Here is a 17,877-nt window from a genome sequence, read left to right on the forward strand (position 1 = left end):
TATATTAACTCAGAATTATAAATGCAAATCATTATCATTTAGATTCGTATAAATTACCCCGAAGCACTGACGAGAACGGTCAGCGCCACTTTATTAAAACCTAGCTGGTCGCTAAGCCTCCTTCTGCGAGCTAGAATGGAGAAAAGCACTAGCCGACACGAGCACGCATTAAGAGCCTATGATTAGCCAAGCTAAAAACAAACTACTCGCCAAATACCGAACGCGGATCCGCGAGGGCGCGATCACCAACGCCAAGAAACAATTGGCGATGAAAGGCATCACGCCCGGCGAGTTAGGCGCCGACGAATTGGAGATTCTCGTACACGATGAAGAAATAAAGCTGCGGGGCAAGCTGAGGAATTACAGTCTTGCCGCGCTGATAGCCGCCCTCACCCTAGGTCACTTTTAATGTTGATGCCTTTATTGCGCAGCGGCGTACTGTATGTAATTTGGCGACGACATATTCGCCAGCGCGCCCTCGGTATAATCGTTACCGTGCTGGCTATTTTGGCGGTGAACTTAATTCACACTGAAGCCTTCGCATTCTTTAAAGCAACAGAACGCTTAGACCTAGCACCGCTGGCTTTTTACTTCCGCTGGCTGGGCTGGTTGTTGGCGGGAATCGGCTATTTATGGTTTGTTGAACGCAAAATTGCCAAGGCCAGCAAAGTAACTCGCGCGCAAAAAAATGGCGCGGGTAAATCGCCACGCCAAGCAAATAAAGCTGAGACAAAGAAGCCTAAAGAGCAACACGACGGTTTTGACGCCCTGCGCAATAACACGCCCCTGCGCTCGCGAGCGGAGATTATGCTAGAACGGAAAAAACGTGAAAAATCAGACCGCACTTAAGAGCTTATTTACAAGCTGGGACGAGCGCGACATATGCATCTTGGCCATTCTCTGCGAGCTCGACGAAGGTGCTAGCCCTCAGGCCATTACCGAACAAATTCGTTGGCTATACAACTCCCGCACCAGACACCGCATTAAAAGCAATTTTAAGCGTGTTGTAAGGCAAGATACCGGCGAGGATATGCCTTGCCCAAGCTACGAGGTTTTATTGGCAGGCGCGGCAAGAAAGCTCGGCATCCATAAACACTGCACATCAATAGACGATTACGAACGTTTCATTCCTCAGGCCGTGATTGTGACCGCACTTGCGCGAATGAATCCTGTGCAACGCAACCGTTTTTTTACAGACGAATTCAATGCCACCCCAATGTGGGAAGCGGCGGGAGTCAAAAGCCGGGAAATTGGTGGTTTGCGCACCGCAGCCAGTGTATTAGCGCTAGCCAATGCCTCAGGTTATGCGGTGTACGCTGGCGCCACCACAGCACTTGGTTTCGCGACCCACGCGGTGGGCATCACCTTACCCTATGCCGCCTATACAGGCTTATCGGCGACCATTGCGCAACTTATTGGCCCACCGGGCTGGCTGGCACTCGCCACCTATGGTTTCTTTAAAGTAACCGGTACCGATTGGAATAAATTAATGCCAGTGCTGCTAACCATTATCGCCACCAAACACCGTCATGAGATTTTGGCACGCGAATCATCATTAAACAGCAAGAACATGAAATTAGAGAATTGAGTTTATTTACTTTAAGCGTAAATAGTTAAACATCATTTTCTGCAGTCGTTTGTGGAAAAGGCGCTAAACGCAGACAACAGTAAGTATCTTTTCATAACGCGCTTTAGCCCTTCCCTGGCCTAAAGCGGCAGTCAATTTATCGAGTAGTGAGCGCGGCGTCGCCCTGCAGGGCCTCGCTACAAGCCATTTCATTTAGCAGATACAGTTCCACTGCAGCTGCTTTAGCACCGCTCGAATAACTGTTCGTTTCTATGTGAGTAGCAAACAGAACGTCGCCCGACTTCGAACTAGTAAACGCGATCTCCTCAACCCCTTCATCAGCACCACGATTGCGCTGCGTCACAATGGAAGAGTTTGTTTGCGACCATGTAATATTGTGGTCAGTGTATTCGGTATTGATTAAGTCGCCCGAAGCACCCTCATCACCGGTCTCAAGAAAATATTGGCTAACAGTATCACGACGGACCGAAATACGGGCAGTTTGATTATCGGCATCAAAAAAGAGGTATCCGCTCTTAACTTGCAAGCCATTAACATAGCCCTTACCAGAATTATAAGGTTTATCAGGATTAGCGCTGTTTTCGCGCGCCAATTCAGTTTCATAGCTGGTAACACTATAACAACGACCTGCGACTGATTGATTTGGGGCGTATTCTTCGATTGCCACAATGCGGTCAGAAAGCACAGCTACCGTGCTAGCAATAGCATTAATACCGTTTTTAAGTACCGTGAAATTTTGATTCACTTCGGCTGCTTTGGCAGGTGTATTAGCCGAGAAAGTGTTCAAAGAAGCGTCTTCAAGCTGGGCAAACGCGCTCATTGAAATTGACGCTACAGCTAGTGATAAAGCCATTTTTTTCATAGTCATAAATAATTCCTTTAATAAATTTTTTGTTTTTCTGGGAAACCATTACTGCCAATCGGCTTGATCCCAATTAAATCCATCCCACACGGCAATTGTAGAATCGCTTGAATCGTCGCAGGCATCACCGATATTATCGTTGTCAGAATCTAACTGGTCTTCGTTAGGCGTTAACGGACAGTTATCTAATTCATTTGCAACACCGTCTCCGTCACGATCTGTATCTGCGCCGTCTCCAGTTCCGTCGTTATCGGTATCGACTGACTCAGTTGCATCAAGTGGAAATGCATCTTCCTCGTCAATAACACCATCGTTGTCATCATCAGGGTCAGCGTTATTGCCAATACCGTCGCTATCGCTATCTAGAGATTCCGCTGGATTTAACGGGAAGGCATCTTGATCGTCCGCAACACCATCTCCGTCGTCGTCAGAGTCGGCATTATTGCCAGTGCCGTCGAGATCAGTATCTACAGACTCATTTTCTTCTTCTGGAAAAGCATCGGCGTCGTTATTAACACCATCACCGTCAATATCTTCATCGCAAATATCGCCCTTACCATCGCCGTCTAGATCTGCCTGTTGCGAATTAGCAAGCGCCGGGCAATTGTCCTGACTGTCGTCGACACCATCGTCATCAGAGTCTGGCACGGTACGTGCGGCGACTGGCTCTGATTTAGCCTCACCACTTTCAAGTGCAGCAGTATCAGTACCAGCACCTGTGCGATTCTTTTCGCTAACAAGAACACTCGCTATCTCGGTCACCTTAATGTTGGTCCCGGGAATAACCAGTGTAGAGGGGTCAACGGTAACTAAATCAACGACATTATTAACGTCACTAAACGCCGCGATGACATTACCTTTGGACAAACCATCAATACTGCCATCCGCTAAATCGTCAGCGAGCGCAGCTAACATAGCTTCGCTATCTACGGTATTTGCTGCATTATTTTGCGTAGCGCTATCAGCAAGACTCTTAGCAACAGCGCTAACCGCTTCAATTGCCGTTCGATATTGCGCCGCCAACACCTGCTTCTCGACGCTATTCACACTATTATTAATTAGCGGTGCCGTTGAGTTAAGTGACACCGATGCACTCATACCAAAACCGAGCGCACTTGCAGTTTGGCGAGAAGCGACAGAAAAGGCCGAAAGAAACTCCTCTTCGCTCAACTGGCCATCTGCATTCCCGTTATAAACAGGCGTTGCTAAATCACCATTCTGTGCGGCCAAACGATAGGCGATAGTGGTTAATGGCGAGAGATAAACGTCATCTAAACTAGCATCACTGACATTAATCACCGTCAACAAGCGCTTAATAATTGGCACTGTTCCGGTGGAAATATCAACGGTGTATTCGTCAGCCGATATCTCAAGTATCACCGCTCCACGGTGGCTAGCAGGAATACTCAGATCGGTTATGGCCGCACTATCATTTGTTGATCCGGAGCCCAACAGGGCACCCAATAAATCTATGCTATTTGCATCAAATGCGTAGGCATTAATACTCGCGTTCGCTAGAGGCCCCTTTACACCCGCGCCACCAATACTCGCTGCGGAACTCGCTGACGATCCACCGCCACCTCCACCACCGCAAGCACTTACTGCTGCAGAAATAAGGGCAATAGCAAACCCTTTCGCTCTAAAAAGAGCGAGTTGTTGTCGTAACATGAAACCCCCAATTAAGGTATGGCGTTAATTAGTTAGTACGATTTGATTGACAGCAACACTAAACACAGCAGTAGAAAATAGAAAATTTCGCTGACTGCGACAGCTATTACTTGCTTTTAATTATGTATTTCGCTAATGCACTCCATGGCAGAAATGTTCCCTAGACCGCATTTAATAGCTAAGCAAAAAAATTTACAAGTAAGTTTTTTTATCAATCCTGTTCAAAAATCGCACAACCGCAAGCTAGCCGACGTAAATACTGGGGACCGCAACAAAAAATAATTTTCGAAATATCGAAATTCGCTAAGCCACTGATAAAATGAGGCTTCTAAGTATGCTTTTGGATCCGATATATTTATTAACACGCGGCATATGCTGCAAGTCTTGCGTAAAATATTGCGCAAGATGCTGAAAGGAATATCACCGCGCCAGACACCAATGCGCGATGATCTATAAAGACAAACCAGCCACCCACACGCAAAGACAGCGCGCCCCGCCAGGAATACTCAAACATTTTTAGGACTAGCATCGGGATTAGCCAATGACAATAACACTGTATCTTTAGACTATATTGGGCTGCTACCGAAAATCACAAAGGCCACGTTAAATATAGCGCAGCGTGTATTTTTAGGCCCCAAAGAAAGCTTAGCTTTAATTTATCGCCGCAACCCGCTCCAAAACACCCCGCAGCCATTGCTGGGCAGGGTCATGATCCAAGCGTGGATGCCAAGCGGCAATTCGTGCTAACGCGTCGCCGACGGCCGATGCCGAGTACGATATCTCCGACGCCTGACTACTCAGTGGCGCAGTGCGCTACAACAATTACGATGATTTCGGCGGAACCGCATACTTCAAGCTGGCCAGCAGTTTTCGGGCAACCGACAGGGTGAGCTTGCGAGGTGCCGCAAGTACTGGTTTCCGAGCTCCGTCTATGCAGCAGCAGTACTTTCAATAATATTAGCACCCAGTTTGTAACCGACGGTTCAGGAGGCCTAACCGCGCAGGAGCGGGGCACTTTCCGCTATGACAGCACCGTTGCCAAGGCCATTGGCATTCCAAAGCTGAAAGAAGAAGAGTCGGTTAACCTGAGCTATGGGGTGGTACTGGAGCCAGTCGACGCCTTAAGCATCTCAAAATGACGGACACCGACTGGAATAAATTAATGCCCGTCTTATTAACAATAATCGCCGCCAAGAGCCGGTATGAGATTTTAAGCGACCACCAAACCTAAAAAACAGAGGGAAGTCAAAAGCGAAATCAGAGAAGGACGTACTACGCACCAGACAAATGGCGCCTTAACATTCTTTAGGGCTAAGCACCGCACACGCCTGCAAGCCAGTGTTATGCCTTGGCCGCAGCAAATGCCCAGCCTCTTCTGGCGAAGCCGTTAACCATTGATCAATATGCTCTATGTCAATTAACAACGGGGTGCGCGGGTGAACCCAGTCAATATCCCTTGCCGCAGCAGTGGTAATGATCGTAAAGGTCTCAAGCTGTATTTCTGCCTGTTGCCACGTCTCCCATAGTCCACCAAATAAAATCCCTTCGCCGTCATCTCTAGCTAATCGGTGACATTGCTTTTTGCCATCTAATACCGGCCATTCAAAATAGGCCGAGGCGGGAATAATACAACGCTGCGATCGACGCCAGGCATCACGAAAAGTGGGCTTCTCAGTGAGTGTTTCAGCACGGGCATTAAATGTGGCGAACTTTAGCTTTGGCTCCTTTGACCAACGGGGAAGCAGCGACCACTTGCGCAGCGCATGGCCCTGCGCATCAAGGGTCGCAGCCAAATCAGTGGGACGGATATTTTTTCTGTCGATATCATTAGCTGGCCAATCAGCCAATATCGCGGCCCATTTATGCATCGCTATACCATGCTGTTCAAATGCGCCGCACATTCATTCACCTAGTCTTGCAATTAGATAGCGATATGAGTTGATGACCTAACTCACCCCCGTTGACGGAGATCACGTTAGGTCGAGTTAAGCTTAATTAAACAACACCTCACGGACATCATCAAAGTGCTCAGCAAAATAAACATCAACACCACTGCGCACATATGCCGGCAGCTCGTCGTAGTCACGACGATTGCCCTCCGGAAGTATGATTTTTTTGATACCAATACGTTTTGCCGCAATTAACTTTTCGCGAATCCCCCCCACCGGCAGCACTTGACCAGTCAAGGTCAATTCACCGGTCATAGCAAAACCCGGTTTTGGCGCTTTATTTAGCGCTAGCGATAGCAGTGCGGAAGCCATAGTGACACCCGCGCTCGGGCCATCCTTGGGTGTCGCGCCCTCTGGCACATGAAGGTGAATCATTGACTCATTAAAAAATTTGGGGTCAGCGCCGAAACGCTCCAGATTAGACATAATATGACCGTAGGCAATTGTCGCCGACTCCTTCATCACGTCACCGAGCTGCCCCGTAAGCTGAAAGCTGCGACTCAAGGTATGGATGCGCGAGCACTCGACTGCTAGCGTTGCCCCGCCCATTGCGGTCCAAGCAAGGCCTGTCATTACACCAACGCCGCGCTGCCGCTTTTCTTTTTTGAAAATGGGTTTACCAAGTAATTTTTCAACGTCGTCGCGCCCAATGCTCAGTTTCTTAACGCCGTCTTCCAGCAAACTCACTGCGGCCTTGCGCACAATGCGGCCAAGCTGCTTTTCTAAGCCTCGCACTCCGGCTTCACGGGCGTAGCCATCAATGACATGGCGCAGTGCCGCAGCATTAATACTGAGCTGCTGCTTGCCTATGCCGTTGCGCTGCAGCAATCGTGGCCACAGATGTTTTTTGGCAATCGCTAATTTTTCCTCTCCCAAATAACCGGCAAGCCGAATCACTTCCATCCGATCTAACAAAGGACCGGGAATACTATCGAGCTGGTTGGCGGTACAAACGAACAATACTTTGGAGAGGTCAAAACGCAGATCAAGGTAGTGGTCAAGAAATTCGCTATTCTGCTCAGGGTCCAACACCTCCAACATGGCCGACGCTGGATCACCTTGAAACGAGGTACCGAGCTTGTCGATCTCGTCGAGCATAATAACGGGATTTGCGGTTTCAACGTCTTTTAATGCTTGCACCAGTTTACCCGGCATAGCGCCAATATAGGTGCGCCGATGCCCTTTGATCTCCGCTTCGTCGCGCATTCCGCCAAGGCTGAAGCGATAAAATTTACGCCCCAAGGCGTCGGCAATAGAACGGCCTATGGAGGTTTTGCCCACCCCCGGCGGCCCAACTAACAACACAATAGAGCCAGCCACACTGCCTTTAAATTTACCCACAGCGAGAAATTCAATAATGCGGTCTTTCACATCATCGAGCCCGTGGTGATGCTCTGCTAAGACTTTGCGGGCGTGTTTGAGGTCAAGACGGTCGGACGAGTATACCCCCCACGGCAATTGGCTAAGCCAGTCTAAATAATTACGGGTTACGGCGTATTCTGGGGAGCCGCTCTCGAGCACTTCTAACTTATTAATTTCGTCATCAACGCGTTTTTGTGCCGCTGCGGGTAATGTCTTGCCCTTTAAATTTTTGCGGAACTGATCTGCGTCTGCAGACCGATCATCCTTAGAGATACCGAGCTCCCGCTGAATGACCTTAAGCTGCTCCTTCAAAAAGAACTTGCGCTGACTGTCGGTAATACTTTCGTTTACTTGCTTGCTAATACGGCCCTGCAGCTGCGCAACTTCACGCTCTTTGGCCAGCAACTGCAGCACCTTTTCCATACGACCTAGCAGCGGTATGGTCTCCATAATTTCTTGAAGATCGTCGCCGCTAGCACTGCTGGTAATTGCCGCCGCAAAATCCACGAGGAGCGAAGGTTCATTGGGGCTAAAGCGGCTGAGGTACTGTTTCAATTCTTCGCTGTACAGCGGGTTGATTGCCAGTAGGTCTTTTATTGCCTTGATAATGGCCATGGCGTAGGCCTTAACTTCATCGGTATCGCGCTCGCCAATATTGTCTGGGTAGTCGACCTCAACTAAAAATGGTGGCTTATTACTCAGCCACCGCCGAATGCGAAAACGCTTCACACCTTGCACCACGATCTGCGCGGTACCTTTCTCTTGGTGAATCTGATGAATTCGGGCCGCACAACCTACTGTCGGGAGCTTATCTGGTCGCCACTCATTAGCGTCGTCAAGCTCGCCGCAGTACAGCAGGCCCAGAGCTTGCTGCTGCTTATCAGTGACGCGCTTTACGGTCTCTCCCCACAAAACAATATCTAATAAAATTGGTTGTACTTGCGCAGGAAAAAAGGGGCGTTTTAGGGCAGGAAGCAGGTATAAGGTAGAGGGCATGACACTGTCGGGAATCACCAAGCCGGTGCCGCGCTCATCGCCGCTCATCATTTCACCATCTAGTACGTTCTCATGATTCTTCTCTTCAGACATCAGACTGTTCCCAATTAGCCAATGACAATAACGCTGTATCTTTAAAAGATATTGGGCTGCTCTGCAAAAACTCAAGAGCATTTACCAGCACTGGCGTAACCCCCAAAAACCTACAATGAATCTAGCGCAAGGGCCACATTTCGGTTTTTTTGATGACTCGCTTTAACTTTCCGCTGCAACTCGGCCCAAAATGCCGCGCAGCCACTGATGGGCCGGATCGTGATCTACGCGGGGGTGCCAGGCGGCAATCACATCGAGGGCGGGCATTTCGGCCGCAATGTTTATTTCGCGCAGCTCACTTGTCATCATCGCCAACAATCGTCGAGGAATCATGGCTACCAATTCACCCCCGGCCAAAAGGCGGGGAAGAATGCCGAAACTCGGGGAAGTAACCGCAATTTTTTCCATTAAAGGGGAATCAAGTAGGCCGCGGTAAAGCGGGCCTTCAAAAGCAAAACCGGTTGGTGACACAATGACCTGGTCGTAACGCAAAAACTGAGCAAGCGACACCGATTTTGATTTAAGCGGATGATCGCGGCTAACGACGCCAACGTAGTTATCTCGAAACAGCCGTCGGCTACAAAAATCAGCTGCCAGCTCCTCTGGAAAGGTCAACACCATATCGAGATCGCCCCGCCGCATCCTCTCCGTTGCTGCTTCTGCGCTCAGGTCGTAAATCGCGATCTTCACCCTGGGCGATAATTCACGAACCGCCATTATCAAAGGTGCTAGCAAGGCAATTTGCAAGTAGTCGTTAGCCGATACCGAAAAGGTAAACTCAGCCTGATCAGGCCTAAACTCCGGCGGTTTGATTAAGGTTTGCGCGTCATTGAGTAAGCGCTTTATCGATGGCCGCAATGCCTCGGCGCGCGCCGTTGGAATAAGCCCGCGCTGGGCACGGATAAACAAGGGGTCGTCAAATAACTCCCGCAGTTTTTGCAAGGTATAGCTGACACTGGGCTGGGTCACATGCAGGCGCTTTGCCGCGAGAGAAACACTGCATTCGTCCAGCAGCACATCCAGCACCTTTAGTAGATTGAGGTCGGCCCTCAATATATCAGTCATATTTATATCTTTTATAAAAACTCACAATTTGTCTTATACCAAAAGCCACCCTATATTTCATCTAAATTGCGCCCCTGCCAAATACGCTGAGACCAGAGCATGACAATACGAACCGAGCACCCGTCGATTTGCAGAATGTGCCACGCGGCCTGTCCCATCACTGTAGAGATGGAAGACGGCAAGCCAACAAAGGTCACTGGCAACAAGGCCAGCCCAACATACCACGCCTTCTGTTGCAGTCGCGGACAAGCCTCGGTTGAGCATATTAACCACCCAGACCGCCTACTCAGCTCAATGAAACGCCAAGCCGACGGCAGCTTTGCGCCCATTGGGATTGAGCAGGCAATGGATGAAATCGCTGACAAAATAAAAGCACTTATCGATGCCAATGGCCCAAGGTCATTGGCCGCTTATTTTGGCACTTACTCAGGCCCCTACCCCGCCGCGCCGCCTATGCTGGGGTCGCTGGTTGCCTCGCTGGGCTCGCCGATGATTTTCGCCAGCGCCACCATAGACCAACCGGGCAAAGACATCGCCAACGCCATGCTAGGGCAATGGAAAGCGGGACCTCAGGCCTTTGCCGACGCCGATGTATGGCTGATGCTCGGTGGCAACCCCTTAGTGTCAATTGCTGGTGGCATTCCCAGTCAAAACCCCGCGAGGCGCCTAACCGACAAATTAAAAGACGGCATGAAGCTTATTGTTATTGACCCTCGGCGCAGCGAAACGGCGGCAAGAGCTCACATTCATTTGCGCCCAACCCCCGGCGAAGATAGTAGTCTGCTGGCAGCAATGCTTCACGTCATTATTAATGAGTCGCTTTACGACACCGCATTTGTCGCCGACAACGTCGCTGGCTTCGCCGCGCTGGCCGCCGCCGTCGAAGCCTTTTCTCCGGCCTTTGCCGCAGCAAGAGCCGACGTACCCGAACAGCAAATCATCGACGCCGCGCGCTTGTTCGCCACTGCCAAACGCGGCGTAGCCACAGGCTTAACGGGTGCCAATATGTCCGGCCACAGCTCCCTCGTCGAATATTTAATGTTATGTATGAATACCCTGTGCGGCCGATTTGTGCGCGCCGGTGAAGCCGTCGCCAACCCCGGCGTATTGCTGCCTAGAGCCACTCCAGTAGCCGAAGCGGTCGCGCCAGCTGCTTACGCAAACCTTGGAGAGAAGCTGCGGGTGCGCGGTTTGGCTCAAAGCGCCAGCGGCATGCCCACCGCCGCACTGGCAGATGAAATTCTGCTGGAGGGCGAGGGCCAAGTAAAAGCCCTAATCGTTAATGGCGGCAACCCCGTCGCTGCATGGCCAGACCAAGAGAAAACGGTTGCGGCAATGAAGGCGCTGGAATTGCTGGTCCACGTCGACATTAAAATGTCGGCCACGGCGAAACTAGCCGACTATATTATCGCCCCCAAGGTAAGCTTTGAGGTGCCAACGATGTCACTAGCAGTTGAGCAGCTCGAAAACTTCTCTTACCACTGGGGTTTGTGCGAGCCCTTCGGCATGTACGCTCCAGCGCTGATAGAGCCACCCGCAGGCTCCGATTTAATCGAGGAGTGGGAGTTTTACTATGGCCTCGCCCAGCGCCTCGGTATAGGCTTGTTTGCCTACTCGCTTCAATCCAAAACCGCGACTACCCGGGAAGATCGCGACTTTGTGATGTTCGATATGGTCAACAAACCAAGCACTGACGAGATCTTTGAAATACTTTGCAATCGCTCACGTATTTCGCTCACAGAGGTCAAGCAACATCCTAACGGCGCACTCTTTCCCGAAGCGATTATTGCACAAGCCAAAAACGAAGACTGCGACGCGCGCTTAGACGTCGGCAACACCGACATGATGGCCGAGCTGGCCACAGTGCAACACCAAAAAACCGGCCTCGCGGGCTATCCGTACAAGCTCGTGTGCCGCCGCATGAAGAATGCCTACAACTCGTCGCTGCGGGATTTGCCTAAGCTTGTTAAAACCAAACGCCCTTACAATCCTGCATTTATGCACCCCGATGACCTCACCGAACTAGGTGTCGGCGAGGGCGAAAATATTGTAATAACGTCTATTCATGGTGAAATTATAGGTATAGCCAATGCAGACAAAACCCTTAAGCGCGGCATATTATCAATGGCCCACGCCTTTGGCGATGTAGAGCACGACGACAGTAACGGTAGTTTATTCTCCAACGGCAGCAGCACCTCAAGACTGGTCAGCACCAACGACAGTTATGACCGTTTCTCAGGTATGCCGCGCATGAGTGCACTGCCGGTTAAAATATGTCAACACTAGTTTTATTAAAAAAATAATATTTTTATTACGGGCAAAAATTATGATTTGGCGATTCACTACTAAATTTATAATGTGAAAATAAAATTAGCCGCGTGCAAGCAGCCAGCGTCAATACGCAGCGATGCGATGCGACGTAATCACTTACTGGCGAATTGATGGAATCCCTTCATGATTACACCAGACGAAGCGGAAATCGTTTTCGACTACGGTATGTCGCTGCCGAATTCTTGCCCTTTCAGGGATTGAATTACAATAGTGTATGTCTTCGCCACGAAATCCACGCAATTTTTTGTGCTGAAACACTCAAACTACCTAATAGAATGAGTAATTTCCGCCACCAATCCAAAGCAATGCCAGCCCCGTGCGTATCTTGCGGGGTTCGCTGACTTAATAGCTGCGAATGGGATTTCATTATTGGCAATCATTAACCTTCTCCTTTGGCCTGCACCATGTAAAAATATGTGTTATTAGTTGGTAATAAGCGAACGTAATCGTATAGTTTTCAACCCAACTAATAATCGTTCTTTCGAACTAGTTAGCTTGAATACCAACAAACAAACGGAGTTGTAGATGAATCAAACAGCCGAGCTTCTATACGAAGGCTTAATTGATGACACGAAATGGAATTTGTTCATCGACGAACTGAACCATGAGTTAGGCGCCGATTGCGGCTGCATAATTTCCTCAAGCCGCGATGGCATGCAACCTGAACTCGCGGTTATGCGCGGTGGCTGCGAAAAGAATATTTCTCAGTACGCCAGCAAACTTTATTTAATGGACCCTTTCGTAAATCTTAAAAACCTTACTCCTTACTCAATCGATGAGCTCATTAGTGAAAAACTCTGGGAGCAGAGTGATTTCTACCAATTGGTCGTCGCCGACAGTGGTCTACATCATTTCCTTGGCATGGACATCGCTATTGACGAGCAGATTATCACTCGAATTAGATTTGGTAGAGCCAGAGCGCGCGGCCGCTTTAAAACACAGGACAAGGAGTTACTCGCCAGCTTCGGCACGCATATCAAGCGAGTCGCAAGTATTCATCGAAAAATGGGCGATAACGAGGCTGAAACGCTGTTCTATAGGAACCATTTAGAAAAGTTAGCAATAGGGTGCCTATCCGTAGATTCCAATATGAATATTGACGATATAAATGAGTCCGCGCTAAATATTATTAACAGAAACCGCTTACTTAACATTAAGAATAATAAATTTTTGATAGCAGACGCTACTTTCAGTAATTCACTAAGTAAATCCATCGCGGAGGTCAGCAAAAATTTACTGAACTGCAATACTTCACTAAAGAATGCCGTCAGTTATTCGCCGCCATGCAATTCAGATAAAGTAACTATTACGGTACAAGCAAAATATGGCACCCACACACAGCGGTCCTTTAACAGACCTATGTATTTACTATCTATTTATGACCACAACAAGCCAGCAACCATTTCAACAGAGGCACTGCGAAACCTGTATAGCCTAACTAAACAAGAAAGCATTATGTGTATGCACCTCGCAAACGACCTTTCCATTGACGAAACGGCTGAAATACTGGGTATTAAACGAAACACGGCCAAAGCACACTTAAGAGCTATCTTCATAAAAATGGGAGTTTCTCGCCAGTCCCAATTGGTTTCCCTCGTATTAAAAAACGGCCCGATTAACGATTAGCATTTAGATATAACCCAAAGGAACTAGTTCACCCGCTCGATTTAAACCCCCGACCATCCATGGATAATCAAGTTAAACATGATTATTTTAAGGGGCGACAAGGTATGGCAAAGACAAAAGACTATGGACTCGGTCCTTCAACATTCCCAAGAGGGTGGTTTGTTATTGCAGAATCATCCGAGCTTACGGATACACCTATACCTTTAACATTCTTCGACATCGACCTCGCTCTCTATCGCGGAAAGTCAGGAAAACCAATATTAATAGACGCTTATTGCCCTCATATGGGTACTCATCTCGCTGCTAGCGACACAACAGTCCTCGCGCAAAAAAAACTCCAAATCGAAGGCGACTCAATACGCTGCCCGTACCATGGATGGCGGTTTAACAGTAATGGACAGTGCGATCACATCCCGTACTATGACGGGCCAATGCCGCGCTCTGCCATTTTAACGTCCTATGAAGTTAGGGAAGTTATGGGCTGTATTATGATTTGGTTTGACGAAGAAGGTGGCGAACCAGATTACGAGCCACCCTTTATTGATGAGTGGAATGACCCACAATGGGTGAAGTGGCAACTGGATCACTGCGGAGAAATAGACGTCCACCCTCAAGAGGTTATGGATAATATTGCGGACATTCGCCATCTAGAGCCAACACACGGCGCTACATGTGTTTATTACGAAAACGAAATAGATGGATACGTTTGTATCCAGCGGCAAGGAGGCTTCCATGAGGATTACGGTACACTGCTCGAAACCGAAACGTGGTATACCGGCCCAGGGATTTTAATTTCCCGGCAAATAATGAACGGCATTACCAGCTATGAGTTTATTGCACATACTCCAGTTCACGATGGTTGTCTCAAAGTTTGGCATGGCGTACTTAGCAAAGGAAATAATACACCACCAAATCAAGAAGACAGAAAAAATGCAGCCATCTCTCAGCAAATGGCAATGGATAGTCTCGCCGCGGATTTTAGCGTATGGACGAATAAGCGAGCAGCTACTCGTATTATCCAATTAAACAACGATGGCCCATTTGGTAGCTGCAGAAAATGGTACTCCCAATTTTATATATCGAGGACAGAAGCAAAAAACATACTGGATAAAATTAATGGGGTACATACCGTTAGCAATTTCCCAACACCATTTGAGTACAAAAACAGCCGAACAAGAACATAGCCAAGCCCATCGTACGCACAATACATTTTCAATTAGCCACTCATTAGTAACACTACTAACGAGTGGCTTTAAGAAAAGATCGCTCTACGCGCCAGTGCTGCACTCGATAAATGGGAAACAATACTGAGATTTCGGCACCGTCCGAACAGTGGAAGCATATTCACGACGATAAAAAATGGTCGGCAACACCGATATAAAGTGAAGTAAGCCGCCAACTTAAGGGAAGTTGCTAGCTCGCCGCTAGCGCCATTATGTTAGCGGTTCAGTATTTCATCTTTAACGCTGTTGGCTATCTTAGCGACTTCGCCAATATCACTGGCAGCGACACCAAGCTCTTCTAGAGTGAGCGCCAAGTTTTCGACGACGGCATTAAAATGTTCGTCGTTCAATCCCAAATGAAGATGTGCCTTCCGCATGTCTAGACCTGAGTATTCGCTGGGCCCGCCAAATGCCATTGTTAAGAATTTTTTCTGTTTATTCGCTTGGGCGAACATATCAAGATTGTCGAAATAGCCCGCTATTCGATCATCCGCAATAACTTTTTCATAAAACACATCTACCGCCTTATCTACTGCAGGCTCGCCGCCTATCCGCTCATACAATGTGGTCACTGAGCCACTCCTCTATTAGAAAAATAAAGATGCATTTTTAATGCATCTTTTAAAGGTGTAGAATACATGCACATTTGATTCGCGTAAACCCCCTCGGACTCACAATTACATGCAGCTCACCAAGCAAACTGATTTTGCCTTTAGAATTCTGCTCTATCTCGGCCAGCTACCCGAGGGTGAGCTCGCCAATATTAAGGTGATATGCGCGTTCTACGGCATCTCTCAAAACCACATAGCCAAGGTCGTTGTAAAATTAACCAAACTTGGCTATCTAAGCTCGGTACGAGGTCATGGCGGCGGTATTCGCTTAGCGATCTCACCAAGTGCAATTAATCTAGCAAACGTCATTACCGATTTTGAAACCACGCTAAAGCCTGTCAATTGCGATAGCCCACCCTGCAAGATCACCTCCAGCTGCCAACTGAAGGGCCTGCTCTTTGAAGCAACAAATGCCTTTATGGCTACCATGCGTCAACGCACTCTCGCAGATCTGCTTCCAGACGCAGCGACAAGCAATGAGAATCTCGCCGTGGAAATCAAATAATGGGACTACAGCAATTTATTGGTATTCAAGCGCGCTCGTCAGTAGATGAAAAAATCATTGCCAGCATTGGCGCAATACTTAGCATTTGCGCCGTGTTTTTTGTAAGCGACTGGCTGACAAACGGCACACTGGCGATGACATTGCTCCCCTCTATGGGTGCATCTGCGGTTTTATTGCTGGCGGTCCCCCACGGTACTCTGTCGCAACCCTGGCCCCTGTTTGGCGGCCACGTATTGTCTGCCGGCGCTGGCGTTGTTTGCGCACTCACCATAAACAATATCTATCTTGCCGCCGGTTGTTCGGTAGGGCTTGCCATATTAACTATGCACGTTTTGCGGTGCATTCACCCACCAGGTGGTGCCACGGCGCTCGTTGCTGTTGTTGGTGGTGACGCAATTCATAATTTGGGTTTCAGTTTTTTATTATTCCCAACCTTAATCAATTGCATCATCATTTTTTCATTCTCAATTATTTTTAATAATTTATTTCATTGGCGCCGCTATCCATCTAGCCTTATGAAATATGACAAATCCATGTACAGCCCAGAAACCTCAAAAATTCATGTTCGTCATATCCAGCTCGCCATGGAATCACTAGACGAAGTCATTGATATTGCGCCAGAACAAATAAAATACATTATCGACAAAGCCGATGAATTAATGCTCAGTGAATCCCAAGCAAGTTTTAATATTGTTATCGGCGGGCTTTACACCAATGGCGCAGCGGGGCAAGCGTGGTCGGTACGGAGGGTTATCGACATTTCCAACCACAGCAACCCTGCTAAAAAAATGATTATGTACAAAACCGTCGACGGTGCAGGCAAGGGGAAAAATGGCAGTGGTCTATTATATGAATTTAAAGATTGGGCCAAAGAAGTAATGAAGCCTGTCAAAAAAGGTCCTGCGCCTCAAGATAAACACCTTAGCGGCCCACCGCGTTAGCGGTCGAACATCGACGGCCGCAAGTTTGATCTGCCCTTTATCTGGCAAGCTGCTTCTTAGTGAATTGAATACCCTGTTGTTCGGCGCCGCCAGCCAAAACATAAGTAGCAACGTGACCAAGAAATTTGACGGTATGGCTTTCCACTGGCACACCTTTCGCGGCGAGCTCAGCAGCCATTAGTTTCATTTGTTCTATTTCTACCAATTTATCCCACTCGCCATGGTATAAAAATACCGGCGGCGAGTTGCTAACAACGTGGTTAACAGGCGACGCATTTTGCCACGCCGTTTTAGCCTCGCTCATGGGTTTGCCAATGAGCTTAAATACCAACGGCGAATTTGGCCACTTGGTCAGATCAGCTGGGGTTCCACCAGCAACGATACTACTTAAGTAAGGCGGTTGCTGCCTGTCGAGGCCAGCCATCAGAATAAGATGAGCACCCGCCGAATAGCCCCAACCAGAAATTTGCTGTGGGTTTATTTGGTATTTTCCAGCATTGGCATAGAGCCACTCCAGCGCCGCAGAAACATCATTAACTTGGGCGGGGTGGCGATCATCCGGCGCTAAGCGATAAGTGATGTTAAATACCACAAAACCCGCGTTTGCGAGCTTCTTACTCACTCCTTCCATATCGCCGCTACGGTTAGCCCAGCCGCCGTGCACCACAACGACGGCGGGCTTTAAGCCTGGCGAGCGAGGGATATAAAGATCGCCGCCTAGCTGCTGCGTGTCTATCGTTTTGTATATTACATTCTGCTGATAGGCGTACTCACTACCGCCCTTTATTTTGCTACCCGCACACGCGGCAACAAAGAGTGTCGCAATGCTAAAGATAAACAATTTCATAAATAACACTCGCCGTTAATGTTTCGCTCGCCCTGCTACGCCCCCAAATCAGGTAGCGTAAATTCTCTCGGACATTGTACGCGTTAAGCGTCATTGTGGATGTTTTCAGCTGCCGCGCCAACGAATAATTCCGATGCAGAGTCACTATAAACATACTAGTTTGCGACAAAGCGTATTAGTGATCTTAAAGCCAATAAGCCCGGCGACCTA

Annotated in this window: 17 protein-coding genes; 10 read left to right on the forward strand and 7 right to left on the reverse strand. The window is 48.4% G+C overall.

Annotated elements, in window-relative coordinates; all coding sequences use genetic code 11:
• Positions 1 to 178 precede the first annotated feature (178 nt).
• From AZF00_RS15600 to AZF00_RS15610, 3 genes are read left to right on the forward strand one after another with little or no spacing between them, the layout of a single operon-like run.
• Positions 179 to 409, forward strand: a complete 231-nt coding sequence (locus AZF00_RS15600) for a hypothetical protein (RefSeq protein WP_008251944.1) — start codon at positions 179 to 181, stop codon at positions 407 to 409.
• On the forward strand, positions 409 to 849 hold the full coding sequence (locus AZF00_RS15605) for a hypothetical protein (RefSeq protein ID WP_008251945.1): 441 nt from the start codon (positions 409 to 411) through the stop codon (positions 847 to 849). The genes AZF00_RS15600 and AZF00_RS15605 overlap by 1 nt, the downstream gene beginning before the upstream one ends.
• Positions 827 to 1,588, forward strand: a complete 762-nt coding sequence (locus tag AZF00_RS15610) for a hypothetical protein (RefSeq protein ID WP_008251946.1) — start codon at positions 827 to 829, stop codon at positions 1,586 to 1,588. The genes AZF00_RS15605 and AZF00_RS15610 overlap by 23 nt, the downstream gene beginning before the upstream one ends.
• A 136-nt stretch (positions 1,589 to 1,724) precedes the next feature.
• Here the strand turns inward: AZF00_RS15610 and AZF00_RS15615 are convergent, their stop codons facing one another.
• Positions 1,725 to 2,456, reverse strand: coding sequence for a hypothetical protein (locus AZF00_RS15615; protein ID WP_008251947.1), 732 nt, complete (start codon positions 2,454 to 2,456; stop codon positions 1,725 to 1,727).
• A gap of 42 nt (positions 2,457 to 2,498) precedes the next feature.
• Complete coding sequence (locus AZF00_RS15620) at positions 2,499 to 4,118, reverse strand: thrombospondin type 3 repeat-containing protein (protein ID WP_008251948.1); 1,620 nt, start codon at positions 4,116 to 4,118, stop codon at positions 2,499 to 2,501.
• An 808-nt stretch (positions 4,119 to 4,926) separates the two neighbouring features.
• Here AZF00_RS15620 and AZF00_RS19375 point away from each other — a divergent pair.
• Positions 4,927 to 5,073: a TonB-dependent receptor domain-containing protein gene (locus tag AZF00_RS19375; protein WP_143829469.1), complete on the forward strand. Its 147-nt coding sequence runs from the start codon at positions 4,927 to 4,929 to the stop codon at positions 5,071 to 5,073.
• Positions 5,018 to 5,257: a hypothetical protein gene (locus AZF00_RS15625; RefSeq protein WP_008251949.1), complete on the forward strand. Its 240-nt coding sequence runs from the start codon at positions 5,018 to 5,020 to the stop codon at positions 5,255 to 5,257. The genes AZF00_RS19375 and AZF00_RS15625 overlap by 56 nt, the downstream gene beginning before the upstream one ends.
• Positions 5,258 to 5,413: 156 nt before the next feature.
• Here AZF00_RS15625 and AZF00_RS15630 read toward each other — a convergent pair whose 3' ends face one another.
• From AZF00_RS15630 to AZF00_RS15640, 3 genes are all read right to left on the reverse strand, one after another.
• Complete coding sequence (locus AZF00_RS15630) at positions 5,414 to 6,019, reverse strand: SOS response-associated peptidase (protein ID WP_008251950.1); 606 nt, start codon at positions 6,017 to 6,019, stop codon at positions 5,414 to 5,416.
• 90 nt (positions 6,020 to 6,109) lie between these two features.
• On the reverse strand, positions 6,110 to 8,518 hold the full coding sequence (gene lon, locus AZF00_RS15635; RefSeq protein WP_008251951.1) for an endopeptidase La: 2,409 nt from the start codon (positions 8,516 to 8,518) through the stop codon (positions 6,110 to 6,112).
• Between the two features lie 162 nt (positions 8,519 to 8,680).
• Positions 8,681 to 9,583, reverse strand: coding sequence for a LysR family transcriptional regulator (locus AZF00_RS15640; RefSeq protein WP_008251952.1), 903 nt, complete (start codon positions 9,581 to 9,583; stop codon positions 8,681 to 8,683).
• Between the two features lie 99 nt (positions 9,584 to 9,682).
• On the opposite strand from AZF00_RS15640, the gene AZF00_RS15645 reads away from it, so the two are divergent.
• The 3 genes from AZF00_RS15645 to AZF00_RS15655 all read left to right on the forward strand — a co-directional run bounded on the left by AZF00_RS15645 (position 9,683) and on the right by AZF00_RS15655 (position 14,724).
• Positions 9,683 to 11,869 (forward strand): molybdopterin-containing oxidoreductase family protein, encoded by a 2,187-nt coding sequence (locus AZF00_RS15645; RefSeq protein ID WP_040803973.1) that lies wholly within the window; start codon positions 9,683 to 9,685, stop codon positions 11,867 to 11,869.
• Between the two features lie 570 nt (positions 11,870 to 12,439).
• Positions 12,440 to 13,540, forward strand: a complete 1,101-nt coding sequence (locus AZF00_RS15650) for a helix-turn-helix transcriptional regulator (RefSeq protein WP_008251954.1) — start codon at positions 12,440 to 12,442, stop codon at positions 13,538 to 13,540.
• Between the two features lie 59 nt (positions 13,541 to 13,599).
• A complete protein-coding gene (locus tag AZF00_RS15655) occupies positions 13,600 to 14,724 on the forward strand; it encodes a Rieske 2Fe-2S domain-containing protein (protein WP_231856166.1) in 1,125 nt (374 codons plus the stop codon).
• A 254-nt stretch (positions 14,725 to 14,978) separates the two neighbouring features.
• Here the strand turns inward: AZF00_RS15655 and AZF00_RS15660 are convergent, their stop codons facing one another.
• A complete protein-coding gene (locus AZF00_RS15660) occupies positions 14,979 to 15,335 on the reverse strand; it encodes a group I truncated hemoglobin (RefSeq protein WP_008251957.1) in 357 nt (118 codons plus the stop codon).
• Positions 15,336 to 15,444: 109 nt separating this feature from the next.
• Between AZF00_RS15660 and AZF00_RS15665 the strand changes: the two genes are divergently transcribed.
• Both AZF00_RS15665 and AZF00_RS15670 read left to right on the forward strand, forming a co-directional pair.
• A complete protein-coding gene (locus AZF00_RS15665; protein ID WP_008251959.1) occupies positions 15,445 to 15,879 on the forward strand; it encodes an Rrf2 family transcriptional regulator in 435 nt (144 codons plus the stop codon).
• The gene (locus tag AZF00_RS15670; protein ID WP_008251961.1) at positions 15,879 to 16,820 is read left to right on the forward strand and encodes an HPP family protein; all 942 of its coding nucleotides are present in this window, start codon (positions 15,879 to 15,881) and stop codon (positions 16,818 to 16,820) included. The genes AZF00_RS15665 and AZF00_RS15670 overlap by 1 nt, the downstream gene beginning before the upstream one ends.
• A 37-nt stretch (positions 16,821 to 16,857) precedes the next feature.
• On the opposite strand, the gene AZF00_RS15675 is transcribed toward AZF00_RS15670, so the two are convergent.
• Positions 16,858 to 17,667 carry an alpha/beta hydrolase gene (locus AZF00_RS15675; RefSeq protein WP_062384187.1) on the reverse strand — a complete coding sequence of 270 codons (810 nt, stop codon included), beginning with the start codon at positions 17,665 to 17,667 and terminating at the stop codon, positions 16,858 to 16,860.
• Positions 17,668 to 17,877 lie beyond the last annotated feature (210 nt).

It is taken from the genome of Zhongshania aliphaticivorans (genome assembly GCF_001586255.1).
Classification (GTDB): domain Bacteria; phylum Pseudomonadota; class Gammaproteobacteria; order Pseudomonadales; family Spongiibacteraceae; genus Spongiibacter; species Spongiibacter aliphaticivorans.